Raw genomic sequence first — 23,729 nt, forward strand, 5'->3', positions numbered from 1 at the left:
CCGAAAACCGAATGCCGACGCTGCTCTACCTTTGCCTATCTGCTACTTAGTTGTTCGCGTGAACCTTCCTCTGCCAGCCACCGCTTCTTTCTGGTCCCGACTCCTGCTGTGGGCTGCTCCCGTGGCCCTGCTGGCGGGCTGCTCGTCGGATGCGGGCAGCGGGGCCGCCGTGGCCCTGCCCACCGGGCATTACGAGGGCACCGTGGCGTACCAGGGTACCGAGCTGGCGGCCGTGCTGGAGCTGCGCGAAACCGGTGCCGGCCAGCTGGAAGCCGATATGCGCTTTCCGCAGGAGGAAGGGCTGAGCTTTCCGGTGGAAACGGCGCGCTACGCGGAGCCCCAGCTGCTGTTTGAGCAGGATGGTACGCCCGGCGGCATGCAGGTGTCGGCGGTGCGGGAAGGCGATTTTCTGCGGGGCGTGTTCACGCTCGACAGCATCCGGACGGACTTTGTATGGGTGCGCCGCGGCAAAGCCCAGCCGCGCCCCTACCAGATGGATACGCTGCAGGTGCCCGCCAGTCGGCTCGCCCTGCTGGTGCTGGTGCCCACCGATACGCTAAGCAACCACCCCGCCATAGCCCTGTTCGCCGACGACACCCACCAGGCCGCTGCCCGCCTCCGCGCCGACCAGCTGGCCCGCCAGGGCTTCGTGACGACAGTAGTGGCCGTAGCCGCCGGCTCGCCGGCCGACTCAGTGGCGCTGCAGGCCGCCGCCGCTACCGTGCAGGCCCTACGCCGGCACCCGGCCGTGGATACGCTGCGGGTGGGCATGTGGGCCCGGGGCGCTGCCGCTGCCATCGCCGTGCCGGCCGCCACGCTGGCCAAGCCGCGGGCCGCCTTTTTGGTGCTGGAAAACGTGTCGGTGACGTCTGCCGACGAGGCCCGGCCGCTGCAGCAGCTCGGCCAGCGTCGGGTGCCGGTGCTGGGTCTCTACGCCGCCGCTGATACCTCTCTGAACGTGAAAGACAGTGCCCGCCGTCTGCGGAACGCCGTGGGCGGGCGCCGCGGTACCCAAGTGCGCATCTTCCCGAAAGCCAACGCCCGCTTCGTGCTGCCCGGCCGCACCAGCCCCGACGGCAAATGGACCTGGCCCGCCGCCGCCCCCGGCTACCTCACCGCTATTGAAGACTGGCTGAAATAGCCGGCCACACAGTAGCGCGAACTTTGTAGTTCGCGCCCCCACGCCGCTGGAACGGCCCTATTGATACGAAGACGCAACACGCAAGCCTGCAAATGGCGCGAGGACGCGAACTACAAAGTTCGCGCTACTACAGCACTAGCAGCCCCTTCTCGCGCAACGTCAGCCACGCCGCCGACTCCAGAAACCGCTCGAACGAGTGGCCGGCCGGGAAGCTCTGGGTTACTTCCTTTAGCAGCACTTTGGTGTCGTAGTCGGTGGTGAGACGGGTGAGCAGGGCGTGCAGCCAGGGGCCGAGGGCGGGCGGTACGGACACCTCGAAGTCTTCGGCCTGCTCGTAGAAGGTGAGCACCGCGCGCGGGCCTTTCTTGATGTTTTCCTGCCGCAGCTCCGGCGCGTTGCCCAGCCAGAACAGCCGCTGATTCTGCTTGGCGAAATCCGGCTTGCCGGGCTCCTGCAGTGCCTTCTGAATCAGCTGGCGCGGCACCGTGGACTTAGGCACCCGGAAATCAAACCAGAAGCTAAGCGGCTCGTGCAGGGCCACGCCGTGCAGGTAGTTGTAGAGCGCCTTGGCCAGGCCGGGGCCGAACTGCTCGTGGTCGGTGCCGGTGGGGTCGTCGTGCCAGAGGTCGTTCCAGGCGAAGGGGCCGGGCTCGGGGCCGGTGGCGGCCACCTGGTATTTCGCGGGGTTCTTGCCTACGGGCGAGTGCGCCGTCATCGAAAACCGGTGCCAGTAGCCGCTCTGCACAATGCCGGCCTCGAACAGCTGCCGCACCACTTCCAGGCTGTCCACGGTTTCCTGGGCGGTTTCCGTTGGGAAGCCATACATCAGGTAGGCGTGCACCATGATGCCGGCCTGCGTGAAGCCGTCCGTGACGCGGGCCACCTGCGCAATGGTGACGCCCTTTTCCATAAGGGCCAGCAGGCGGTCGGAAGCCACTTCCAGGCCGCCGCTCACCGCAATGCAACCCGAGGCGGCCAGCAGGCGGCACAGATCGGGCGTGAAGGTTTTCTCGAAGCGGATGTTGCCCCACCACGTAATGTTCACGCGGCGCTTGAGCAGCTCGATGGCCAAATCGCGCAAAGCCAGCGGCGGCGCGGCCTCATCCACGAAGTGGAAGCCGGTCTGGCCGGTTTGGGCAATGATCTGCTCGATTCTGTCCACCAGCAAGGCGCTGGGCGCAGTTTCGTAGCGCGAAATGTAGTCCAGCGTCACGTCGCAGAACGAGCAGCGCTTCCAGTAGCAGCCGTGCGCCACCGTGAGCTTGTTCCAGCGCCCGTCGCTCCAGAGCCGGTGCATGGGGTTCAGCACCTCAATCACCGACAGATACTCGCTTAGAGGCAAATCCGAATAGTCCGGCGTGCCCACCTCGGGGTGCGGAATATCCGGAAACGGCTGGTTGATGTACTCCACCTCGCCAGCCGCATTGCGCAGGAAGGTACGCTGGAAGGGTAGGGGATGGAACTCCGGAACGTCCGTCTGCTCTCTCGGACTGTCATGCTGAGCTTGCCGAAGCATCTCTACCGCTTCGTTGCCAAACGATAGATTAGCCAGCGGTAGAGATGCTTCGGCAAGCTCAGCATGACGTTCTTCTTTTCTGTTCAAATACTCCAGCAGCCGCAGCCACGGGCCTTCGCCGTCGTCAAGCGTCAGGTAGTCGATGTAGTCGAAGAAGCGCGGCTCCCGGATCTGGCGCAGCTCGGTGTTGGGGTAGCCGCCGCCCATCAGGGTGCGGGTGTGGGGGCTGAACTGCTTGATGCGGCCGGCCAGCCGCAGGGCGCCGTAGAGGTTGCCGGGGAAGGGCACCGTGAAGCCGGCCACATCAGGCTGCACCCGCGCCACCAACTCATCTACTAACTCCTGCAGCATCTGGTCGAGCAGGTTGGGCGGGGCCTGTAGCGCCTCGTGCAGCGCATCAAACGTGGTGGCCGACATGGCCAGCTTCTCGGCGTAGCGCGAAAAGCCGAACTGCGGCCCTACGGTTTCCTTGATCAGGTCGCCGAGGTCTTCGAGGTAGAGCGTGGCCAGGTGCCGGGCCTGGTCGGTGAGGCCCATGGTGCCGAAGGCCGTTTCCAGGTCGGCGATGTTGTCGAAGCGGCTGGCTTCGGGCAGGAAGCGGCTGTGGCAGATGCGGGGCGCGAGGGTGTTATCCTTGTTCTGCAGAAAGCGCACCACCGGCTCGATGGTGCTCAGGTAGCTCTGGCGCAGACGCAGCATCCGGCGGGCGTTGTCGGAAAGCGAAAATGAGCCGGCTGCAATGGCGTCGAACACCCGCGTCAGGCCCGGCTTCGAAAACAGCTTTAGCACCAGCTCCAGGCCCAGGTCGGCCTGCGTGACGCTGTAGCCGCGCGCGCCCAGAAACCCCTTGATATAGGCCGTGGCCGGGTAGGGGGTGTTGAGCTGCGTGAGCGGCGGCGTAATGAGCAGGATGCGGAGCGAAGAAGTAGGCACGGGAACAACAACCGCCAACCGGCAGCAAAGGTGCCCGCAAAGGTACGGCCCAATGCGTTGTGTTATTTTGCTGACCGACCCGCACTTTATGGCTCCCATATCTTCTCCAGACTTACTGCCGAAGCTCCCGGCTGCCGCCGCGCTTGAGTGGCTGCAGGCCGGGCGCCCGGTGCGTGGCTACCACATTGTGGGCACGCTGGCGCTATGCGAATATCAATACATCGACTATCCGGTGGAAATAGCAAACTGCTGGGTGGACGAGCTGTCCGGCCCCGCCATGAGCTACCGGCAGCCGGTGCGGCTGCTAAACTCCCGATTCGGGCGCTGCGAATTCCTGTTCGCCTACTTCCTGCAGGGCCTGACCATGGCAGACTGCACGTTCGATCATTACCTAGATTTCCATGCCGGAGGCCACAATAAACCTGGTTTTCAGGTATTGCTGCAAAACAACATCTTCAACGGCTTCGTCAATTTCTTCGACTGCTGGTATGAAGCCGAAGTGCAGGTGGAAGGCAACGACTTCCGCCAGGGAAGCAACCTGCTGGGAAGCCCGCAGGGCTACCCCGTTGAATTCGACGTTTCGCCCATCATTCAGAATAATACCGGCGACCTGACACGCAACGATGAAGGGGAAGCCGCTGAACCTACGCTCCAATAAACCGGGTCTGCATCTTCGGGACCAAACGGGCTGCTGCTCCGCACAAGCCACAAAAAAACCGGGGTATCGAACAGAAGCCTGTTCGATACCCCGGCTATAAAAGTCATGTAGCTATAAAGCCGCACCGCAACGGGGCGGCACGAGGCGCTAGGCCAGCTGGTCGAGGGCGATGCGCTTGGGCAGCAGCTCGCGGCGGAATTCGCTCACGGAGTAGCCGGTCACTTGGCGGAACTGGTTGCTCAGGTGCTGGCCGGAGCTGTAGCGCATGTGGTCGGCAATTTCGCTGAGCGTCATTTCGCCATAGCTCAGCATTTCCTTCACGCGCTCAATTTTCAGACGGATCAGGTACTTTTCAATCGTGAGGTTGGCCGTGCGCGAAAACACCTTGCTCAGGTGCGAATACGTGGCGGCAAACCGGTCGGTGAGGAAGGCAGAGGTGGTGAGGGGCATGCGCGCTGTGCGCAGATGCTCCAGGTACTCGCCCAGCGCGGCCTTGATTTGCTCGGTCATTTGTTCAGCCCGGCCCATCAGCACGTCGAAGCCAGCTTCGCGCAGCAAGGGAGCCACGGCGGCGAGGTCGGCCGGGGTGTCTTCTTCCAGCAGCGCCTGGCCCAGCGTAACTTCAGTAGGGTGGTAGCCGGCTTTTTCGAGCACGGTACGAACGGCTTCCACGCAACGTGGGCAAACCATGTTCTTGATATGAAGCAGCGTTGTTTTCACGGGTTATAAAGTTTTTTCTGACCGCGTTACTGTACGCGTAGGTTTACGAACGGTTGTCGAAGCCGGGGCGTTTCGGGGCTTGCGGCTGGCTTCTGCGGGCGGGGTGCCTTCCGGCGGCGCCAGCCACTTGGCCACGGCCCAACTCACAAAGGGAACTACTGCCAGAAAGGTTACGGACAGTAGCCAGAAAAATACGAAAAAAGCACGGAACAGGCGGCTGAAATAATCATCGTCGGCAAACCCGAACAGGTAGCCGACCAACGCCAGCGCCAGCCCGAAGCTCACACCAGCCATGATGCCGGCACGGCGCAACAACTGCGCGGAAAGAAGAGTGGAAAGCGAAGGTTGGGGCATAGTAAAGCGGCAGGAAAGCAAATATACCGTTTCCGGCTCTCACGCGCCAGCTGCAACGCGGGCCCATTGACGCCGTACCAACATTCGCTTACCTTGCATCCGAACCGCTACACCTTCATCCCGTCCTCTATGAAACGCCCTTCGCTCCCCGGCATGCTGGCCGCCGCCCTCCTGCTGGCCACCTCGCTCACTGCCTGCAACACCGGTACTTCCACCGGCGATACCAACGTGGAAACCGGTGCCTACAAAAAGAAAGACCCGGACCCCGGCCAGACAACGACCTCCGACTCGGCTACGGCCGGCCTGCAGCGCGACACCACCGCCAACCCCACCGGCCGCCAGCAGTATGAAAAAGCAGCCGACGCCGTAGACCGCGACAAAGACGGCATTGCTGACTAGCCTGTGCAACGATACACAGCCAAACGGCCGGCCCTGTTCAGGGCCGGCCGTTTACGTGAAAAACAGGCGGTTTATGTGCCGCTTATTTGAACAGGAAGCCGTTGGGCGCAATGCCCACCGCGAATGAATCAACAGGCGCGCCGGTGGCCGAGAAGCGCACCACCCGCCCGTCGGCCGAGAAGCTGCCCGTGCCGGCGTAGATGGTGTTGTCCTGCGGGTCGATGCCGAGGCCGTAGAAGCTGCGCCGGATGAGCGGCGTGGCGGGCAGGCTGGTGGCCGTGATGGGCAGCTGGTACACGCCCGTGGCCAAACCCACGTAGATTTTGTCGCCGGCGCCGTTCACGCGCAGGTTGCCGTTGCGGTAGTCTTCCGGAAACGTGATGCGGATTTGCTGGGTAGGCGTGCCCGGGCTGAAGCGCACCAGCGAAGCCAGCGGCTCGGTGTAGTCGTCGGAGAGTACCCACACGTTGCCGCTGGCGTCGGTGGTTACGTTTTTGGGGCCGGCCGGCACGGTAACGGTGCCTTCCACGGCATCGGTGGTGGGGTTGATGACGGTGAGCGTGTTGCCGTCGGAGTTAGCCACGTACACTTTGCCACCCGCCACGGTCAGCTGTTCGGGGTTGACGCCCACCGGAATGGTTTTCGTGACGGTGTTGGTGGTCAGATCCAGCACCGACACGCGGCCGGCCGTGTAGCCGCTTGTGAAGTTGCCCTGCCACTCCGTGAGGTAGGCCTTATTCGGCGCCACCTGCACCAGGTAGCGCGGCTGCGAGAGGCCCGTAATCTTCTTCACCGACTTGAAATCAGCCAGCGTCACAACTTCCACCCAGTTGCTGTTGTTGGCCACCAGGTAGGCGTTGTCGCCCACAATGGTCATCGACTGCAGCACGTTGCCCACACCGCGGCCATTGGCGGCCAGGAACGGGTCTTTCTGCACCGCTTTGGTGGCTTTGCTGAACACGCTCACCGAGCCGCTGCCGGTCAGGAAAGGGCCCTCGTTCACCACGTACACCGTCTGGGTAGTAACGGGCGGCGTAAAGGGCGTTACCTCGTCGTCCGGGTCGCAGGACGTAACGGCCAGAGTTAGGAAAGAGGCGGCGCCGAGCAGCGCGTAGCGGCGCGTAGCCATAGGAAAATGGAACATGGATAAGGGAAAAATGGAAGATGAAAACAATCGCAATCAGCGCCATGCCACGCGCAGGCTGGCCACCCACGAGCGGCCGGGCATGGCGCGGCTCTGGTAGCTCTGGTAGCGGAGGTTGCCGAGGTTGAAGCCCTGCACCAGCGGCGTCAGCCGGGCCCGCCCCACCCGAAACTCGTGGCCCAGCTGGGCATTGAGCAGCAGGTAGGAGGGCAGGAAATCGGTGCCGGAGGCGGTGGTGTAGCGGAAGCCCGTGAAGGTGAGGGCGCTGGTCAGCAGCCAGCCGCGCCAGCTGTGGTCGGTGCTGAAGGCGGCGGTGTGCAGCGGCACGTAGGCCAGCTGCTGGCCCACCGGGTCTTCGTCGAGCGCATAGCCGCGCACTTTGCGGGAGCTGGTGTAGGCGTAGGCGGCGCGGGCGGCCAGGGTGTAGCGGCCGGGCTTCCAGCTCAGCTCACTGCTGGCTTCGAGGCCTTGGGCCAGTACCTGCCGCAGGTTGTTGGGCGCGTAGCCTAAGTCGGTGGGCAGCCATTGCACCCAGTCGTCTACGCGCTGCCGGAAGGCGGTTAGCTCGGTCTGGAGCAGCAGGGTGGGAGTGGGGCGCACCTCGTGGCGCAGGCCGGCCTCGTAGCCCAGGCTGGTTTCGGGGCGCAGGTCGGGCTTGCCGGTGGGGTACCAGAACCGCTCGTTGAGGGTGGGGGCGCGGTAGCTGCGCGAGGCGCTGGCTTTCACGCTGAGTTGCTGGGTACCGCGCTGCCAGGCCAGCCATTCGGCGCCGGCTGTGGGCGTGAGCGGGGGCCGCCGGCCGCTGATGAAGGCCTGCCGCACGTTCAAACTGAGCTGCAGGCGCGGCAGCGGGTCGTAGTGCAGCAGCCCGAAGCTGCTGAACCGGTTTTCGGTCACGGTAGGCGCCTCGTAGCCATCCACGTGGGCCACGAAATGCTGTGCTTCGCCTCCCAGCCGCAAACTGAGCGTGGGCGCAAAGCGGAACGTGTGCTCGGCCTGCGCCTGGCTGGTCTGCACCCGCGAATCACTGCGCACGCCGTCGTCCTGGTAGTTGATGATGTCCTCAAACCAGGCGGCGCGCACGCTCGTTTCGTGGCGGCTGCTCACGTGGCGGTAGCCAGCCAGCAGGCGGCGGCTCTGGTCCCGCTCCCGGGCGTGGCGGTTCACCGAGCCCAGCGCGGCCTGAATCTGGCGGTCGGCATCCGTGAGCCAGACGGCGGCCGTGAGTTCTCCCTGCTCGCCTACCCGCAGCGTGGCATCCTGGGCCACACTCCACTGCCGCAGCGCGGCGTTTTGCTGGCGCTGCGTCGGGCCGTACACCAGCCGGCCGTTTTCGCGGCCCACCGGCTCGCGGTACGGGAAGTCGTTCTGGGCGGTGCGGTAAGAGGCGGCCGTCCGGATGGAAAGTTTCTGGTTGCTGAACGTAGCCTCGCCCGAGCCGGCGGCCAGCCCGAAGCTGCCGCCATCCAGCTGCACGCGGCTCTGCAGCCCCTGCCCCCAGCGCACCGGCGAAGTCAGTAGCACTGTGCCGCCAATGGCGCCGGTGCCATAGGTGGCGCCGGCCGGCCCGTGCTGCACCGCCACCTGCGTGGCACCGCTCACCGGCAGCAGCGCAAAGTCGGCTTCGCCCAAGGAAGGCAGGTTGATGTTGAAGCCCTGCCACAGCACGGCCGTATGCCGCGCCGAAGTGCCGCGCAGCGTGATGCTGGCCAGTTGGCCCGGGCCGTAGTTTTTCAGGTAAAGCGGCGTGCGCAACGACAGCGCATCGGCCAAAGTGCCGGCTCCGGCCTGCCGGAGCGCCAGCGTGTCGAGGGTGGTGCGGCGGGTGCCGGTAGCAAAGCGCGTGGCCGGCAGGCCTTGCACGCGCACCGCCGGCAGCATCTGCACCGAGTCGAGGGCGTACGGTGTCTGCTGGGCCGTGGCGGGCGTGGCCCAGCAGGCTGCGCCAAGCAGCAGAAAGGGCACTGGCCGGAGCCGTGCCGCAAAAGGAAGGTTGATTAGCTGAACCAAATTTTCGGACAAGGAAAATTCAGTTCAGAACTCCGACGCCAGCTTTCGTTGCCGAAAACCGGGCCGCAGCCGAGGCCGAAAACAGGAAAATCCGGCGGCCCGAAAGCCACCACTGCTATCATTCTCCGCCCTTCCACCGAGGGCGCTGAACATGGGGAAATGCAAAGGCAGGTCTCCTGGCTTGCTTCTGGCGCGCCGCCTTCCCATTTCTCCGGCAACTCCGGCTGGAGTTACCTTCTCAGAAACAGTGGCAGCTGAGGCGCGCCGATTCGTGAAGCGTACAGTTGCGGGGACAGCTCCGGCTTTGAACCGGATTCCCTTTTCAGCCTCGCCCCGCAATCGGGGTCCGGCCACCTCTACGCCCCAAAGGTAGCAGATTGTAGCATAGGCTTCAGCCTGTGCCCCCAGCCGGCCGCCACAATTCCCGCAGAAAACGTATCAGCTCAACCGTAAACCGAAACCACTCCTGCGCCGCTGCCGCCGCCCGACGCAGGCTGAATCCTATGCTACATCGAAATATGCTACATCCCAAACTCCCGCCCGACTTCTACCGCCGCCCCGACCCCGTGCAGATTGCCCGCGACCTGCTGGGCAAGCATTTGTTCAGCTGCCTCGACGGCGAGCTGACCGGTGGCCGCATCGTGGAAACCGAGGCCTACTCGCACCACGGCGACCAGTCGATGCAGCTGCACCTGAAGCGCCGCGGCCCGCACGGCCGCGCCCTGCACGAGCCCGGCGGCCGCGCCTACCTGTACCAGGTGTATCAGCGGCACACCCTGTTCAACATCAGCACCAACGACGCCGACAAGCCCGATACCGTCCTGATCCGCGCCATCGAGCCGCTGGTGGGGCTGGATATTATGCTTCGGCGGCGCGGGCTGGAATCGGTGTCGGCCAAGCTCACAGCCGGGCCCGGCCTGCTCACCCAGGCGCTGGGCGTCACGCCGGCCCTCTCCGGCACCGATTTGCAAGGCGAGACGCTCTGGATTGAAGACCACGCCGAACAGGTGCCGGAAGCCGACGTGCTCAGTAGCCCCCGCGTGGGCCTCGCCTACGCCGGCCCCGAAGCCGCCGGCCTGCCCTGGCGCTTCCGCATCAGCGGCAGCCCCTGGACTAGCAAGGCCAAGTGAAGCACGGATTACAGCGGATTAGCCGGATTTCACGGATGTTGTGAACGACTTTTAGCGCGTATCTAAAAGCCGTTGTGCTTCTCTGTTACCAGTACCATCAGCTTGCCTTCCAGATTGGTGGTGGCGAACAGGTACAGGTCGCCGCCTTCGCGGATGCCGGTGCGGTGGCGGAATTCGGCCACGGTGTCGGGGAAGTTGCGGGTCGTGACATGGGCGCGGACCTCGGGGCCGAGGTGGGCGCGCAGGGCCTGGGCGTCGTACTTCTCGGTAGCCCGGATGCGGAAGATGCGGCCCGGGAAATCGGGGTGCAGCGTGTCGGAGGTGTAGAGGTGGCTGTGCTGGTGCAGCTTCAGCAGCTCAAACGCCGTACCGATGCTGCGGAAGCCGCCCGCCTTCAGGATGGCCACGTTGGGCTCGTAGAGATATTGCTGCGGCTCGGCGTAGCGCGGGATGGCGCGGGCCTCGCGGGCCCGGTTCAGGCGGAAGTCCTGCTGCTGGCCGGTGCGGAGCAGGTTCACAGTGTGGCGCTCGGGGTCGACGGCCGGCTCGGGGCCCAACTCGTACAGCACTTCCTTGCACTCATTGTCCACGGCCACCACCCACAGCTGCCGCACCTGCCGCAGCTCCAGAATGGCCTGCTCGATATCGAGCATGGGCGAAGTTTTGAGCAGCACGCGGCGGCCTTTGTGCAGCAACAGCGGCATCAGGCGCAGAATATCCGGCTCGCAGTCCTGCAGCCGGAAAATCTTGCGGGCGGCCGTGTCGCGCCGGGCCGGGTCGAGGTAGATCCAGTCGAACGTGTCGGGCGTGTTGCGCAGAAACTGCACCGCGTCAGCCGTATGAAACTGCACGTTTTCGATGCCCAGGTGCGTGAGGTTGAAGCGCACCACATCGGCCAGGGCCGCGTTGCGCTCCACGTAGTGCACTTCGGGAATCCGTTCAGCAAAATACGACACGTCTACGCCGAAGCCGCCGGTGAGGTCGGCCAGGCGCTGCCCGCTCACCAGCGCCGCCTTGAAAGCGGCCGTGCGGGCAGACGAAGCCTGTTCCACCGACAGCGTCGGCGGGAAAACCAGGTCAGGGTTGTCGGCCCAGGCGGGCACTTTCAGGCGGGCTTTCTGGCGGGCCTGAATCTGGCGCACCAGCTCCGGAACGGGCAGGCCAGGGTGTTTGCGGGCTTGCAGCGCCAGCTGGGCGGGGTCGTCGTGCAGGTGCTTAGCCACATACTGACGCGACGCCGCGGGAAGCGGAAATTCCATGTGGTACTCCTACGAAACTAGTAAACAGGGGTTGGCCCACCGGGCCGGCACCTAGCGCAGCTGCCAGCGCAACGCCAGCAGCGGCTGGCCCGTGGCCGATGCCGCCACGCCCACGCCGGCCGGCGCCAGCCGCTGCCACACGCCAGTATGCCCTGCCGTCGACAGGCCGGCGTTGTTGGCTTCCACGGCGCGCACGAAATGCTCGTTGGTGTGGCGCGTAATGAAGATGTTGGCCAGCAGGCTGCCCGCCACCACGCCCAAGGTCACTTTCTGGGCGTTGTCGAAGTAGTGCTGGTCGCCGCTGCCGCTGAAGGTCTGGGAGCCATACACTGCCACCCCGCCCACAAATGTGAGGCGTTCGGCCAGGAAAATCCACTTCTGGCGGCGGTAGCGGTTGAGGTTGTCCAACGCTTCCTGATTGCCGGCCAGATAGGGGCGCAGGCGCTGCCCGAAGTACCCGGCGTTCTGGTAATCGTCGTCGGTGGGCTGCTCTTTGGTGGTGAAATAGAAGTTCTTCTGCACCCCGTTGCGGCCCCGCCCTTGGTCTTCCGGGCTCAGGCGCACTACCGTGCCCGACTGCCCAAAAGCATTGCCTGCCCACAGGCCTAAAAATAACACTAGAGAAGGGCGGAATACTCCAGCCAACGAAAGTTCGGAACGGTGCATGAAAGCAAATATAACAGTCTGCATCATAGCTATATCAACTATGTGCCGGGTGGTATTTCAGAGCCAACTCAACAAAAGCACTTGCCGATACGTTCTGTCCGCAGTGCAATTAGCTTTCACTCAACCCGAAACCGACTATGAAAACCGCTGTTCCTTCCCTGCGCCAGCTATTTTTAGCTTCTATGCTGCCGGCCGCGCTGGCTTTTTCTGCCTGTGGCAACGATGACGAAGACAGCACGCCCGCGCCTGAGCAAGGCAAGGTGCTGGTAGTACACGCAGCGGCTGTATCCAACGTGCCCATTACCGCCTTCGTAGCCGATCAGCAGGTGGCCCAGCTCAACTACGGCACCAACAGCTCTTACTTTACCGTAAATGCCGGCTCGCCTACTCTGCGCATCAACAGCGGCACTCAAGTGCTGACTTCGGCCCCACTTGCCGTTTCCAAAGACCAAAACTACTCGTCATTCGTCTTCTCGCCTACTGCTACCATCGGCTCCACGCCCACGGTACTCACCGTGCCCGACGACCTGACGGCTCCGGCCGCCGGCCAGGCAAAAGTGCGCATCGTACATCTGGCCCTGAATGCCCAGACGCCGGTTCGCCTCACGGTGCCTTCGGCTCTGCCCGGCACTGCCGGCACCGATGTCACAACGGATGTGCCTTTTGGGGCCGCCTCGGGCTTCATTGCCATCAATGCTGCCTCCCTGAACCTATCGGTGACGGCTGGCACGCCTCGTACGCAGGTAATTGCTGTCGGTGATGGTAGCGGAACGGGAACGGGCGTCAAGAACTATGAGTCAGGCAAAATCTACACCGTATTGGTGCGTGGCATTGCCGGATCCGGGGTGCCAACGCCGCAGCAGCAGCAGGCAGTTATCATTCAGCACAACTAATTCTGGCTGCTAGCCGCCTGATCTGCAACGCCTGCCCCATCGGGGCAGGCGTTGTTGTTGTATAGCGCCACTAACATTTTGGTTACCTTTGTAGTTGTCTAGCAAAAAAAATCAGCATCATGGTGGAGACCAAGACTACGGCCTACGTTCCGTACAAAGTAAAAGACATGAGCCTCGCTGAGTGGGGCCGCAAGGAAATCCGTCTGGCCGAGGCTGAAATGCCGGGTCTGATGGCTCTGCGCGAAGAATACGGTACCAGCCGGCCGCTGAAAGGCGCGCGTATCGCCGGTTGCTTGCACATGACCATCCAGACTGCCGTGCTTATCGAGACGCTGCAGGCCTTGGGCGCTGACGTGACGTGGTCGTCGTGCAACATCTTCTCCACCCAAGACCACGCCGCTGCTGCCATTGCGGCTGCTGGTACGCCGGTGTACGCCTGGAAAGGCCTCAACGAGGAGGAGTTCAACTGGTGCATCGAGCAGACGCTGTTCTTCGGTGAAGACCGTCAGCCCCTGAACATGATCCTCGACGACGGCGGTGACCTGACCAACATGGTGCTGAACCAGTACCCTGAGCTGGCCGCTGGCATCAAAGGCATTTCGGAAGAAACCACCACGGGCGTGCTGCGCCTGCTGGAGCGCGTGAAAAACGGCACCTTGCCGTTGCCTGCCTTCAACGTCAACGACTCGGTAACGAAGTCGAAGTTCGACAACAAGTACGGCTGCAAAGAGTCGGCCGTGGATGCTATCCGCCGCGCCACCGACACGATGATGGCTGGTAAAGTAGCCGTAGTAGCCGGCTACGGCGACGTAGGAAAAGGCACGGCCGCCTCGCTGGCTGGCGCTGGTGCCCGCGTTATCGTAACCGAAATCGACCCAATCTGCGCGCTGCAGGCGGCGATGGACGGCTTCGAGGTGAAGAAGATGGAAAACGCCATTCCACGCGCCGACATCGTCATCACCACCACCGGCAACTGCGACATCATCCGCGAAGAGCATTTCCGTGCCCTGCGCGACAAAGCTATTGTCTGCAACATTGGCCACTTCGACGATGAAATCGACATGGCCTGGCTGAACAAAAACTACGGCCACACCAAAGACACGGTGAAGCCGCAGGTTGACATCTACACCATCGAAGGCAAAGAGGTGATTATCCTCGCCGAAGGTCGCCTCGTGAACCTGGGCTGCGCCACCGGCCACCCTTCGTTCGTAATGTCGAACTCGTTCACCAACCAGACTCTGGCGCAACTGGAGCTGTGGCAGAACGCCGATAAGTACGAAAACCAGGTGTACACCCTGCCTAAGCACCTCGATGAGAAGGTGGCCCGCCTGCACCTCGCCAAAATCGGCGTGGAGCTGGACGAGCTGACGCCTAAGCAGGCCGACTACATCAAGGTGCCCGTAGAAGGCCCATTCAAGTCGGATCTGTACCGCTACTAAGCGGCTCCGGCTTCCTGAATAGAAAAACCCCGCCCGGCATTGCGCCGGGCGGGGTTTTTGTTGTGCTCAAGAGCGGCGAGTTATTTTGCAAGGGGCGCCATACCGGTGTATTCTTCGCTGCTTACATACAAGCCAATGCCCAGTAGCTTCCATTCGTGGCTAAGAATACCTCGTAGGAAACGCCCTGCTTCCTGGTATGCGCCATACCGGCCAGCGGTTTCCATTCGTGGCCCAGCATCAGGCCCGAAACGCCGCTGTACATTTCATGAACCCGTAAGGTGGAATCGGTGCGGATGCCCTCAAACCGCAGGTGCAACTCGTTGTTGGGGTTGAGCGGAACACTGGCGCTACTGCCCCAGTTGCCTATCGGATGCTCCAGACGCCCGTTTTCCAGCAGATTTCTGGCTCTGGTGTCCGATGTGGAGCTACTGCCTCTGAGCGTCAGACTCAACATGAACAACACTGCCAGCCCTAAGCCGATTTGCCGGCGCAGCACCCTGAGCACCCGGAACTAGGCGTATGCAATCAGCAGTAACAGGAAAATATTCAGACCAGTCCAGAGTAGCGAAAGCATAGCGTAAAGCAGGATATAAGTTGGTGTCAAATTAGCAGGAAAAGGCTGCCCGACCACGCGCGGTGTTAGCTACCAGTTGCCGCACGCCACCACACTCAACAAAAACGGCCAGCTCCGTAGGAACTGGCCGTTTACATATCGTGAAATTCAAGCGCTATTCCGCAAAGAACGGCTGCCCTACCATCTGCTCCGACTGCTGCCAGAGCTGCTGCACGTTTGCCGCGGTATTGAAGTCCGATTTCACGGGCTCCGGCTTCTTCTTGGCGAAGTAGCCGCCGCTGATGCTGGCTACTTCGGGCGAGGTGGCGAGGTAGATGCTGGTCTGGGCGCCGTCTTCGGAAGTCGTCATGAACGGCGCGGCGGCCTTGTAGAAGGCCCGCGTAAGCCACGTAGAGTTGCTGCCAAAATTGCTGGCTACCACGCCCGGGTGCAGGCTGTTGGTTGTGATGTTGGAGATGCCGCGCTGGCGCAGCTGCCGGGCCAGCTCCTGCGTGAACAGGATGTTGAACAGCTTGGAATTGGCGTAGGCCCGCATGGGCGAGTAGCTGCGGGTGGCGTCGAGGTCGGCCAGATCGGGCTTGGCGAACTTGTGGGCCATGGAAGCCACATTCACGATGCGGGCTGCCGGGCTTTGGCGCAGCTTCGGCAGCAGCAGGCTGGTAAGCAGAAACGGGCCGAGGTGGTTGGTGGCCAGCGTCATTTCGTGGCCATTGACCGATTCATCCCGCTCGGCCCCGAATACCAGGCCGGCATTATTCACCAGCACATCCAGCCGGGCGTAGCGCTGGTTGAACTCCTCGGCTGCCCGCCGCACTTGGCCCAAGTCCGACAGGTCGCAGAGCAGCACGTCTACGCGGGTGCCAGGGCTGGCGGTTTGCTGCAGCTGCTGGCGGGTGCGGGCGGCTTTTTCGGCGTTGCGGGCCAGCAGCACCACGTGGTAGCCCTGCCGGACCAGCTCGCGGGCGGTTACTTCACCGATGCCCGACGTGGCACCCGTAACAAGGGCAATTAGCTGCGGTACTTCGCTCATAAGAAAAGGGCTGAATGGCTGAGCGGCTATACGCAGGCCTGAAGGCGAAGTTGAAGCCGTAGCAGCTAGCGCGCCACCAGCAGCCGAAGTGTGGTCGGCCGGGCCTGCCTGGAGTCCTGCACGCGCACCAGATAGGTGCCATTGGGCAGGTCGGCCACCGGTAGAGCCAGCTGCGAAGCCGCAACCGTGTACGACTGTAGCAGCCGACCTTGCTCGTTGCAGAGCTGCACCTGCCGGGCGGCGGCTTCCCCGAAATCCACAGTAGCAGCCGCGGCCAGGTAACCCACAGCGGCCACCACCACGGCAAAACCCCGATATTTGCCAGCCTATGCCTGCCGTTCCGCTCTCCATCGTCATCATCACCTTCAACGAAGAAGCCAACATCGGCCGCTGCCTGGAAGCCGTGCGCGGCCTCTCCGACGATGTAGTGGTCGTGGACAGTTTCTCCACCGACGGGACCGTGGCCATTTGCCAGCAGCTGGGGGCCCGCGTGGTGCAGCATGCCTTTGAGGGCTACGTGCAGCAAAAAAACTACGCCACCGCTCAGGCCCGCCACGACTATGTGCTGCAACTCGACGCCGACGAAGTGCTGACCGAAGAGCTCCGCCAGAGCATCCGGCAGGCCACCGCCAACTGGCAGGGTGGCGGCTATACGCTGGCCCGCCTCACCAACTACTGCGGCAGCTGGGTGCGCCACGGCGGCTGGTACCCCGACCGTAAACTGCGCCTCTACGACCGGCGCCTGGGCCGCTGGGAAGGTTTATTGCTGCATGAGCGGTATGAAATGCAACCCGGGCAGCCAATTTCGGCTCTGCAGGGCGACGCCCTGCACTACTCCTACACCTCCGTCGAGCAGCACGTGCAGCAGCTCAACCGCTTCACCAGCATTGCCGCCGACGAGTTGTGGCTGCGCGGCCGGCGCCGGGTCACGCTGTTTCACCTGCTGTTCAAGCCTTGGTGGAAGTTTGTGCACGGCTATTTTTTTCGATTGGGCTTCCTCGATGGGTTTGCCGGCCTGAGCATTGCCATTATTTCGGCCTGGGGCGTATTTCTGAAGTTTGCCAAGCTGAAAACCAAAGCCGCCGCATGAGTCGCACCTTCCTTGTTAGCCGTACCGATGCCATCGGCGACGTGGTGCTCACGCTGCCGGTAGCGGGCCGCCTGAAACAGCTGTATCCGGGCTGCCGGGTGCTGCTGCTGGGCCGCACCTACACCCAGGCCGTAGCCGATGCCTGCCCCTGGCTCGACGGCTTCCTCAACCTCGATGAGTTGCTACAGCTGCCCGCCGCCGGCCAGGTAGCTGCCCTACGCGCCACCGCTGCCGACACCATTCTGCACGTCTTTCCCCACAAAACTATAGCCCGGCTGGCCCGCCAGGCCGGCATCCGGCACCGCGTCGGCACGCGCAGCCGCTGGTTTCACTGGCTCACCTGCAACCACCTGGTGGCCCTCAGCCGCCGCCACTCGCCGCTACACGAGGCCCAGCTAAACCTGCAGCTGCTACAGGTCCTGAAGACATCTGCTGCGCTCAGCCTGCCGGAAGTCGCACAATTAGTGCGGCTGCGGCCCGCTGTAGCGTTGCGTCCGGCTCTGCAGGAGTTGCTGGCGGTCCGTCAACCGGGCCAGCTCAACATCATTTTGCACCCGCGGAGCCGCGGTAGTGCCCGCGAGTGGGGCTTGGCGCACTTCGGCCAGCTGGCCCGGCTGCTGCACCAGGCCGGGCACCGGGTCTTCATTACCGGCACGGCTGCCGAAGGAGAGGAGTTGCGCGAGTGGCTACAGGAGCACCAGCCCTACCTCACGGCCGACCTCACCGGCCAGCTCCCGCTGCCCGAGTTTCTGGCCTTCATTGGCGCTGCTGATGGGCTGGTGGCCGGCAGCACCGGGCCTCTGCACCTGGCGGCCGCGCTGGGCCGGCATGCGTTAGGCCTTTACCCGCCCATCCGGCCGATGCATCCGGGCCGCTGGGCGCCGCTGGGACCCTTGGCCGAATACGCCGTGTTCGACCGGCCCGACTGCCAGGACTGCCGCCAACAGCCCGCTGCCTGCACCTGCATCAAGGCACTGGCCGCCGCCGAAGTGGCCGGCCGGATTCTTGCCTGGCAGCCGCTTATCTTGTCAAGCTGAGGGAGTGCTCTGCACTTCACTCATTTCATTGCTTATGACTGCAACCTCCATTCCACCCTTTTCATTGCGCCAGCTCTACGCTGATGGTCGTTTGTCGCAATACCTGTTGCTGCTGGGTAGCCTGGCCGCTGTTACGGGGCTGTTTGCGTCGCGGGCCCTCGTAGCGCTGAGTTCGGTGGTGGGGGTGCTGGCCGTGCTGGCCCAACCGCAGCTGCGCCAGCAGCTTCGGGCCTGCACCCGCCTGCAAACCGTGCTGGGCATGGCCCTGATGTACCTGTTCTGGCTATTGAGCGTGGTCTACACCTCCGAAACCGACATCTGGCGCCATGAGGTGTACCGCAAGCTGCCCTTGGTAATCGTGCCGCTAGCCTTTGCCGTGGCCGTGCCCCTAAGTCTGCGGCAGCGGTTTGGGGTCGGGCTCCTGTTCGTGGGGCTGGGCACGCTACTGGCGCTGGGCACGCTCGGCCGCTACCTGCTCGACCCGGAAACGGCCAACTACGAAATCAGCATCGGCCACAATGTGCCGGCCATTACCGGCGTCTTTCACATCCATTTCAGCATCATGCTGGCGCTGGCCTTCTTTTTTGCGCTCCTGATGCGGCGCAGCGGGCTGGCGCTGCCCGTCGTGCGTAAGGCGCTGCTGGCGTGCTCAGCTATCCTGTTCGTGGTGATGCACGTGCTGGCGTATCGGACCGGGCTGATGGTGCTCTACGGCATGCTGCTGCTCGATGTGGGCCTACTGATTGCGCTGCAGCGCCGTTATGTGCTGGGTGCCTTATTGCTGCTGGCGCTGGTGGGCGTGCCCCTGGTCACCTACTACACGCTGGAGCCCATCCAGCAGCGCGTCAACGTCACCCTCGACGACCTTGACCAGTACCGCACCGGCCGCGACATCAACGACTACTCCCTGGCCAAGCGCTTTGCCGCCTGGAAAACGGCTACCGTCATTATCGGCCAGCACCCGGTTGCGGGCGTGGCCCCCGCCGATGTGGACGCCGCCATGCTGGACCAGTACAGCTACCAGGACTACGGCCTGCTGCCCAAAAACTGGGTGATGACCCACAACCAATACCTGGAAGCACTGGTTGGCGGCGGTATTATCGGCCTGGTACTGTGGCTTTTCGTGCTATTCGGTCCATTTTTGCAACCTGCCATCCGCCAAAACGCGTACGTTGTACATTTCCTGTTGATGATGGGCATCGCCAATTTGGTCGATTCCTTGTTACAGATGCAGATCGGCTTCAGTATGTTCGTGTTCCTCTACGGCTTTTTGGTTGTAGCCACCGAGCGGCAGGCCCGCAATACGCTCCTGGCACAAGCTGCTTGAGCGAGATAGGATAATCAGTACATTTGTTTACATGGCGGATTTTTTTCACCCCCGCCGTACTTTGCCGCGCCCCCCTTATGAGCGACTCTCCCGAACGGGTTCCGAAGCTTAGTAAAGAAGAAAAAGACCGCCGGTTTCAGGCCGAATTAATGCCTGTAATCGACTCTCTGTACAATTTCGCGTTCCGTCTGACCCTCGACGAGGACGACGCCAACGACCTTGTGCAGGAGACCTATCTGAAGGCGTACCGCTTCTTCGAGTACTTCGAGCAGGGAACCAACGCCAAGGCATGGCTGTTTCGCATCCTGAAAAACTCGTTCATCAACGACTTCCGGAAGAAGAGTAAACAACCCGCCAAGGTCGACTACAGCGAAATTGAGGGCTACTACAATTCGGAAGACGTCGAGTCCGACAGCGACGCGGGTGGTACCTCGTCTGATATGCGGCAGCAAGCCGTGCGCGACCTCATCGGCGACGAAGTGGCTAGCGCACTCAACTCGCTACCCGTGGATTTTCGCACCGTCATTATCCTCTGCGACCTGGAAGGGTTCACCTATGAGGAAATGGCCAAAGTGCTGGACATCCCTATCGGTACGGTACGGTCCCGTTTGCACCGGGCCCGCAATTTCCTGAAGGACAAGCTTGAAAAGTACGCCCAATCGATGGGCTACGGTGCCGACTCCGGCAACACGGAGGCAGAGCCGGAGGACGATACCGACAATTACTAACCGCTAACCGCAACGGGTTGCATCATGGAAAACACCTCTACCCAATCCCCATCCTCCACCCAGCAGGCGTCCGCGCCCGTTGCTGACTGTGACCGTGTGAATACGATACTTGACCAGCTAGTTGTGGGCCAGCAGCCCACCGAAGCCGACGAGCAGTACATCGTGCACCACGCCGATGATTGCTCGCCCTGCTTCGATAGCATCGAAAAACAACGGGTGTTTATTGGGTTTCTCATGACCCATGTTGGCCGCAAAGGCGCCCCAAATTCGCTGCCGCAAACCATAATGTCTCGTTTGCAAACAGAAATGGCCTAATTTTGCCCGATGCAGGGTAAAATCATTGCCTTTTCAGCTCCTTCCGGAGCCGGCAAAACCACCATCGTCCACCGCCTGATGGCGGCCATTCCAGACCTGAGCTTCTCCATTTCGGCCTGCACGCGCGACAAGCGCGGCCGCACCGAAGCCAATGGAAAAGACTACCACTTCATCTCCGTCCAGGAATTCCAGGAGAAAATCCGTCACGACGAGTTCGTGGAGTGGGAGGAAGTGTACGAAGGCGCGTTCTATGGCACGCTGAAGTCGGAGATTGAGCGCATCTGGGAAAGCGGCAAGCACGCCGTGCTCGATGTAGATGTGAAAGGCGGCTTGAGCATCAAGGAGTTTTACAAAGACCGCGCTTTGGCCGTCTTCGTCAAGCCACCTTCCATTGAAGTACTGGAAGAGCGGTTGCGCCACCGCGCCACCGATTCGGCCTCCAGCATCTCAGCTCGGCTCTACAAAGCCAACTTCGAGCTGACGTTTGAGGACCGTTTTGACGTCACCGTCGTCAACGACGACCTCAACGAAGCCACCGCCCAGGCCGAGAAGCTGGTGCGCGACTTCATCACGGCCGAATCGGCTATCCTGTGAGTCTGAACGCGGGTGCTTCCGGCAAGATCGGGCTGCTGTTCGGCTCGTTCAACCCCATTCACGTCGGCCACCTGATTCTGGCGCAGCACATGGCCACGCATACCGATTTGTCGGCGGTGTGGCTGGTGGTGTCGCCGCAGAGCCCCTACAAGGTGGGCCAGGATCTGCTGCCGGAGCAGGACCGGCTGGCGCTGGCCCAGGCCGCCGTGGCCGACAACGACCTGCTGTCCGTCACGGATATCGAGTTGCGCCTGCCCAAGCCTAGCTACACCATCACCACTCTCGACGAAATCCGGCGGCTGCACCCCGGCCAGGAGTTTGTGCTGCTCATGGGCAGCGACAACCTGCTGGGGCTGGATGGCTGGCGCGACGCCGACCGTATCCGGCAGGAATTTGCCATTTACGTCTACCCGCGCCCCGGCCACCCGGTAGAGGCCATTACCGTAGCTGGCTCAACCATCAAAGTGGTGGAAGCGCCGTTGCTGGACATTTCGGCCACGTTTATCCGGCAGAGTTTGCGCCAGGGGCAGTCCATCCGGTATATGGTGCCCGATGCCGTGCAGCAGCTGATTGCCGCGAAAGGCTACTGGCAGTAGCCGCTAATCATCAAAAAAGGAAGCCTCCCATTCTGTCGCCACATTGGGCCAGCAGAACGGGAGGCTTCCCTTTTGATAAGCTACAGTACCGGATCAGATGGTCATGATTTCCGATTCCTTCTTGCTGGTCAGGCTGTCAATCTGCACGATGTAGCTGTCGGTGGCTTTCTGCACCTTGGCTTCGGCATCCTTGATGGCATCCTCGGCGGCGCCATCCTTCTGCAGCTTCCGCAACGACTCGTTCACGTCTTTGCGGATACCGCGGATGCGCACCTTGCCGCTTTCCGATTCCTGCTTCACCTGCTTCACCAGGTCGCGGCGGCGCTCTTCCGTCATGGGCGGAATGTTGAGGCGCACGCCCTCAGCATCCGACTGCGGATTCAGGCCCAGGTCGCTGTTTTTGATGGCTTTCACCACCTCAGCAATGATATTTTTCTCCCAAGGCTTGATGAACAGCGTGCGCGCATCCGGCGTCGAGACGTTGGCCACCTGCGAAATGGGGGTAGGCGTGCCGTAATAATCTACGCGCAGCGAGTCGAGCATTGCCGGCGAGGCCTTGCCAGCCCGAATACGGCTGAGTTCCAGGCCGGTGTGCTGCAGCGACTTTGCCATCGATTCCTCGGCTTCGCTCAGGTAAAACTGAATTTCTTCGTCCATGTGTGTGAGGGAATTAAGAATTGAGAAGTAAAACGTAAAAACGGCACGCGTGGCCAACGCAAAAGAGTGAGTTGAACGCGGCGGGTGTACTTTTTACTCCCGTTAAGCTTGTTCAGAAGGAGTGTCCAGAGAAGGCTGCAGGCCGCTGGTTTTGGCGTCGGCTTCCGTCGGGCGAGGGTGGTCCATCGTCACCAGCGTACCTACCGTTTCGCCCTCAATGAGGCGCTGCAGGTTGCCTTCCTTGTTCATATCAAAAACGATGATGGGCAGGTTGTTTTCCTTGCAGAGCGTGAAGGCCGTCATGTCCATCACGTTCAGGTTTTTGGCCATCACCTCATCGAACGTGATGGTAGGGTAGCGGACAGCGTTAGGGTCCTTCTCCGGATCAGCCGTGTAAATGCCGTCCACGCGGGTGCCTTTCAGCACCACGTCTGCTTCAATTTCGATAGCCCGCAACGATGCGGCCGAGTCGGTGGTGAAGTACGGCGAGCCGATACCGGCTCCGAAAATCACGACGCGGCCTTTCTCCAGGTGGCGCAAAGCACGCCGCCGGATGTAGGGCTCGCACACCCGCTGAATGGTAACGCCCGAGAGCAGACGCGTATTCACGTCGAGCTTTTCGAGGGCGCTCTGCAGGGCCATGGAGTTGATGACCGTGGCCAGCATTCCCATGTAGTCGCCCTGCACCCGGTCGAGGCCGAATGCTTCGGCCTGCACCCCGCGGAAGATGTTGCCGCCGCCAATTACTACCGCTACCTGCGTGCCGGTGGCAGCTACTTTCTTGATTTCCTCGGCGTACTGCATCAGCCGGGTGGCATCGATGCCGTATTGCTGTTGGCCCATCAGGGCTTCGCCGCTTAGCTTAAGCAGAATTCGGGTGTACTTCAACGTCGGAGGAATTAAGTGTAAAAACGATGTGAGGTGCGCCCGGCCAGCGGGCGCAAAACCCGGAGCCCAGCGCCGGCTAGCTGAACTGAATCAGGACCTGTCCTTTGGTTACGTTGTCGCGCAGGCCAATCTTGATGGCCCCTACGGTGCCGTCGCCGGGGGCTTTCAGGATGTTCTCCATTTTCATGGCCTCCAGCACCAGCAGCGGGTCGCCTTTCTGCACCTGCTGCCCCGGCGCCACCCGGATATCAACAATCAGGCCCGGCATGGGCGCTTTCAGCTCGTTCACTTTGCTGGCAGCAGCATTGCTCATGCCCAGCTTGTCGAGGAGCAGATCGAACCGGTCTTTGGCGCTCACCTCCACCAGCTGCCCGTTGAGCTTAAGCTGGAACGACTTGGTAGCGTAATCGGCGCTAACTACTTCGGCTACGTACGAGCGGCCCTCGTGCAACACGTGGAAGCGGCCCGGTTCTAGCTCCACCAGATCCCAGGCAAACGGCTGGCCGTCTAGGGTGATGGCGCCGGTGGCACGATAGTCTACGGCCCAAGTCTGGGTGGGGCTGGTGCTAACCTGTAGCATAGGGAAGGGGGAGGAGGGGGGCGGAAATGGGCTTAAAGATAGGCCAAATCT

The 23,729-nt window shown here is 62.2% G+C and carries 26 protein-coding genes and 1 riboswitch; of the genes, 13 read left to right on the plus strand and 13 right to left on the minus strand.

The genetic code is table 11. From position 1 onward, the window contains the following. Positions 1-58 precede the first annotated feature (58 nt). Positions 59-1,141, plus strand: coding sequence for a hypothetical protein (locus N008_RS10930; protein WP_156109234.1), 1,083 nt, complete (start codon positions 59-61; stop codon positions 1,139-1,141). A gap of 127 nt (positions 1,142-1,268) precedes the next feature. On the opposite strand, the gene N008_RS10935 is transcribed toward N008_RS10930, so the two are convergent. Further along, complete coding sequence (locus tag N008_RS10935; RefSeq protein WP_044015956.1) at positions 1,269-3,590, minus strand: B12-binding domain-containing radical SAM protein; 2,322 nt, start codon at positions 3,588-3,590, stop codon at positions 1,269-1,271. Between the two features lie 67 nt (positions 3,591-3,657). On the opposite strand from N008_RS10935, the gene N008_RS10940 reads away from it, so the two are divergent. Beyond that, on the plus strand, positions 3,658-4,248 hold the full coding sequence (locus N008_RS10940; RefSeq protein ID WP_156109238.1) for a hypothetical protein: 591 nt from the start codon (positions 3,658-3,660) through the stop codon (positions 4,246-4,248). 147 nt (positions 4,249-4,395) lie between these two features. Here N008_RS10940 and N008_RS10945 read toward each other — a convergent pair whose 3' ends face one another. Beyond that, a complete protein-coding gene (locus tag N008_RS10945; protein WP_052381442.1) occupies positions 4,396-4,920 on the minus strand; it encodes a helix-turn-helix domain-containing protein in 525 nt (174 codons plus the stop codon). Between the two features lie 51 nt (positions 4,921-4,971). Beyond that, positions 4,972-5,322, minus strand: a complete 351-nt coding sequence (locus N008_RS10950) for a hypothetical protein (protein ID WP_156109241.1) — start codon at positions 5,320-5,322, stop codon at positions 4,972-4,974. A 129-nt stretch (positions 5,323-5,451) separates the two neighbouring features. On the opposite strand from N008_RS10950, the gene N008_RS10955 reads away from it, so the two are divergent. Continuing rightward, on the plus strand, positions 5,452-5,721 hold the full coding sequence (locus N008_RS10955) for a hypothetical protein (RefSeq protein WP_044015964.1): 270 nt from the start codon (positions 5,452-5,454) through the stop codon (positions 5,719-5,721). Between the two features lie 82 nt (positions 5,722-5,803). Here the strand turns inward: N008_RS10955 and N008_RS10960 are convergent, their stop codons facing one another. Both N008_RS10960 and N008_RS10965 read right to left on the minus strand, forming a co-directional pair. Then, positions 5,804-6,865, minus strand: a complete 1,062-nt coding sequence (locus tag N008_RS10960; protein ID WP_052381443.1) for a YncE family protein — start codon at positions 6,863-6,865, stop codon at positions 5,804-5,806. 36 nt (positions 6,866-6,901) lie between these two features. After that, complete coding sequence (locus tag N008_RS10965) at positions 6,902-8,830, minus strand: TonB-dependent receptor plug domain-containing protein (RefSeq protein WP_156109242.1); 1,929 nt, start codon at positions 8,828-8,830, stop codon at positions 6,902-6,904. Between the two features lie 193 nt (positions 8,831-9,023). Next, a riboswitch (cobalamin riboswitch) is annotated at positions 9,024-9,248 on the minus strand. A 145-nt stretch (positions 9,249-9,393) separates the two neighbouring features. On the opposite strand from N008_RS10965, the gene N008_RS10970 reads away from it, so the two are divergent. Continuing rightward, positions 9,394-10,005 (plus strand): DNA-3-methyladenine glycosylase, encoded by a 612-nt coding sequence (locus N008_RS10970; RefSeq protein ID WP_044015968.1) that lies wholly within the window; start codon positions 9,394-9,396, stop codon positions 10,003-10,005. A 62-nt stretch (positions 10,006-10,067) separates the two neighbouring features. On the opposite strand, the gene N008_RS10975 is transcribed toward N008_RS10970, so the two are convergent. Together N008_RS10975 and N008_RS10980 are read right to left on the minus strand one after the other, a co-directional pair. Continuing rightward, on the minus strand, positions 10,068-11,264 hold the full coding sequence (locus tag N008_RS10975) for a class I SAM-dependent methyltransferase (protein ID WP_044015970.1): 1,197 nt from the start codon (positions 11,262-11,264) through the stop codon (positions 10,068-10,070). Positions 11,265-11,315: 51 nt separating this feature from the next. Then, positions 11,316-11,882: a hypothetical protein gene (locus N008_RS10980; protein ID WP_044015972.1), complete on the minus strand. Its 567-nt coding sequence runs from the start codon at positions 11,880-11,882 to the stop codon at positions 11,316-11,318. Between the two features lie 185 nt (positions 11,883-12,067). Between N008_RS10980 and N008_RS10985 the strand changes: the two genes are divergently transcribed. Together N008_RS10985 and ahcY are read left to right on the plus strand one after the other, a co-directional pair. Then, on the plus strand, positions 12,068-12,823 hold the full coding sequence (locus N008_RS10985; RefSeq protein ID WP_081910748.1) for a DUF4397 domain-containing protein: 756 nt from the start codon (positions 12,068-12,070) through the stop codon (positions 12,821-12,823). 119 nt (positions 12,824-12,942) lie between these two features. Then, positions 12,943-14,262: an adenosylhomocysteinase gene (gene ahcY / locus N008_RS10990; protein WP_156109243.1), complete on the plus strand. Its 1,320-nt coding sequence runs from the start codon at positions 12,943-12,945 to the stop codon at positions 14,260-14,262. A gap of 121 nt (positions 14,263-14,383) precedes the next feature. Here the strand turns inward: ahcY and N008_RS10995 are convergent, their stop codons facing one another. The 3 genes from N008_RS10995 to N008_RS21605 form a co-directional block, all read right to left on the minus strand. Then, positions 14,384-14,716 (minus strand): hypothetical protein, encoded by a 333-nt coding sequence (locus tag N008_RS10995; RefSeq protein WP_156109245.1) that lies wholly within the window; start codon positions 14,714-14,716, stop codon positions 14,384-14,386. Positions 14,717-14,990: 274 nt separating this feature from the next. Further along, the gene (locus N008_RS11000) at positions 14,991-15,866 is read right to left on the minus strand and encodes an SDR family oxidoreductase (RefSeq protein ID WP_044015979.1); all 876 of its coding nucleotides are present in this window, start codon (positions 15,864-15,866) and stop codon (positions 14,991-14,993) included. A gap of 65 nt (positions 15,867-15,931) precedes the next feature. Beyond that, positions 15,932-16,168 carry a T9SS type A sorting domain-containing protein gene (locus tag N008_RS21605; protein WP_052381444.1) on the minus strand — a complete coding sequence of 79 codons (237 nt, stop codon included), beginning with the start codon at positions 16,166-16,168 and terminating at the stop codon, positions 15,932-15,934. A gap of 26 nt (positions 16,169-16,194) precedes the next feature. Between N008_RS21605 and N008_RS11005 the strand changes: the two genes are divergently transcribed. The 7 genes from N008_RS11005 (at position 16,195) to nadD (ending at position 21,553) form a co-directional block, all read left to right on the plus strand. Further along, complete coding sequence (locus N008_RS11005) at positions 16,195-16,956, plus strand: glycosyltransferase family 2 protein (RefSeq protein WP_044015981.1); 762 nt, start codon at positions 16,195-16,197, stop codon at positions 16,954-16,956. After that, positions 16,953-17,993, plus strand: coding sequence for a glycosyltransferase family 9 protein (locus N008_RS11010; RefSeq protein WP_052381445.1), 1,041 nt, complete (start codon positions 16,953-16,955; stop codon positions 17,991-17,993). The genes N008_RS11005 and N008_RS11010 overlap by 4 nt, the downstream gene beginning before the upstream one ends. Before the next feature lie 34 nt (positions 17,994-18,027). After that, positions 18,028-19,320, plus strand: a complete 1,293-nt coding sequence (locus tag N008_RS11015; protein ID WP_081910749.1) for an O-antigen ligase family protein — start codon at positions 18,028-18,030, stop codon at positions 19,318-19,320. Between the two features lie 77 nt (positions 19,321-19,397). Beyond that, entirely contained in the window at positions 19,398-20,048 is a 651-nt protein-coding gene (locus N008_RS11020) for a sigma-70 family RNA polymerase sigma factor (RefSeq protein ID WP_044015985.1), read from the plus strand. A 24-nt stretch (positions 20,049-20,072) separates the two neighbouring features. Next, entirely contained in the window at positions 20,073-20,363 is a 291-nt protein-coding gene (locus N008_RS11025; protein ID WP_044015987.1) for a hypothetical protein, read from the plus strand. A 9-nt stretch (positions 20,364-20,372) separates the two neighbouring features. Next, entirely contained in the window at positions 20,373-20,957 is a 585-nt protein-coding gene (gene gmk / locus N008_RS11030) for a guanylate kinase (protein ID WP_044015989.1), read from the plus strand. Further along, positions 20,954-21,553 (plus strand): nicotinate (nicotinamide) nucleotide adenylyltransferase, encoded by a 600-nt coding sequence (gene nadD, locus N008_RS11035; protein WP_231569686.1) that lies wholly within the window; start codon positions 20,954-20,956, stop codon positions 21,551-21,553. The genes gmk and nadD overlap by 4 nt, the downstream gene beginning before the upstream one ends. Before the next feature lie 93 nt (positions 21,554-21,646). On the opposite strand, the gene frr is transcribed toward nadD, so the two are convergent. From frr to N008_RS11050, 3 genes are all read right to left on the minus strand, one after another. Then, positions 21,647-22,210: a ribosome recycling factor gene (gene frr / locus N008_RS11040; RefSeq protein WP_044015991.1), complete on the minus strand. Its 564-nt coding sequence runs from the start codon at positions 22,208-22,210 to the stop codon at positions 21,647-21,649. Positions 22,211-22,312: 102 nt separating this feature from the next. Next, positions 22,313-23,098, minus strand: coding sequence for a UMP kinase (pyrH, locus tag N008_RS11045; RefSeq protein ID WP_044015993.1), 786 nt, complete (start codon positions 23,096-23,098; stop codon positions 22,313-22,315). Positions 23,099-23,174: 76 nt separating this feature from the next. Then, a complete protein-coding gene (locus N008_RS11050) occupies positions 23,175-23,678 on the minus strand; it encodes a biotin/lipoyl-containing protein (protein ID WP_044015995.1) in 504 nt (167 codons plus the stop codon). Positions 23,679-23,729: the final 51 nt, after the last annotated feature.

Source organism: Hymenobacter sp. APR13 (assembly GCF_000737515.1).
Classification (GTDB): Bacteria; Bacteroidota; Bacteroidia; order Cytophagales; family Hymenobacteraceae; genus Hymenobacter.

Bases quoted from the DNA above. Each gene is read 5' to 3' on its own strand.
- N008_RS11005 (WP_044015981.1), top strand. From the start codon at position 16,195: ATGCCTGCCGTTCCGCTCTCCATCGTCATCATCACCTTCAACGAAGAA.
- N008_RS10950 (WP_156109241.1), bottom strand. From the start codon at position 5,322: ATGCCCCAACCTTCGCTTTCCACTCTTCTTTCCGCGCAGTTGTTGCGC.
- N008_RS11020 (WP_044015985.1), top strand. From the start codon at position 19,398: ATGAGCGACTCTCCCGAACGGGTTCCGAAGCTTAGTAAAGAAGAAAAA.
- N008_RS10975 (WP_044015970.1), bottom strand. From the start codon at position 11,264: ATGGAATTTCCGCTTCCCGCGGCGTCGCGTCAGTATGTGGCTAAGCAC.
- N008_RS10960 (WP_052381443.1), bottom strand. From the start codon at position 6,865: ATGTTCCATTTTCCTATGGCTACGCGCCGCTACGCGCTGCTCGGCGCC.
- N008_RS11050 (WP_044015995.1), bottom strand. From the start codon at position 23,678: ATGCTACAGGTTAGCACCAGCCCCACCCAGACTTGGGCCGTAGACTAT.
- ahcY (WP_156109243.1), top strand. From the start codon at position 12,943: ATGGTGGAGACCAAGACTACGGCCTACGTTCCGTACAAAGTAAAAGAC.
- N008_RS10955 (WP_044015964.1), top strand. From the start codon at position 5,452: ATGAAACGCCCTTCGCTCCCCGGCATGCTGGCCGCCGCCCTCCTGCTG.
- N008_RS11010 (WP_052381445.1), top strand. From the start codon at position 16,953: ATGAGTCGCACCTTCCTTGTTAGCCGTACCGATGCCATCGGCGACGTG.
- N008_RS11025 (WP_044015987.1), top strand. From the start codon at position 20,073: ATGGAAAACACCTCTACCCAATCCCCATCCTCCACCCAGCAGGCGTCC.
- N008_RS10985 (WP_081910748.1), top strand. From the start codon at position 12,068: ATGAAAACCGCTGTTCCTTCCCTGCGCCAGCTATTTTTAGCTTCTATG.
- N008_RS10995 (WP_156109245.1), bottom strand. From the start codon at position 14,716: ATGTTGAGTCTGACGCTCAGAGGCAGTAGCTCCACATCGGACACCAGA.
- N008_RS11000 (WP_044015979.1), bottom strand. From the start codon at position 15,866: ATGAGCGAAGTACCGCAGCTAATTGCCCTTGTTACGGGTGCCACGTCG.
- frr (WP_044015991.1), bottom strand. From the start codon at position 22,210: ATGGACGAAGAAATTCAGTTTTACCTGAGCGAAGCCGAGGAATCGATG.
- N008_RS10970 (WP_044015968.1), top strand. From the start codon at position 9,394: ATGCTACATCCCAAACTCCCGCCCGACTTCTACCGCCGCCCCGACCCC.
- N008_RS11015 (WP_081910749.1), top strand. From the start codon at position 18,028: ATGACTGCAACCTCCATTCCACCCTTTTCATTGCGCCAGCTCTACGCT.
- gmk (WP_044015989.1), top strand. From the start codon at position 20,373: ATGCAGGGTAAAATCATTGCCTTTTCAGCTCCTTCCGGAGCCGGCAAA.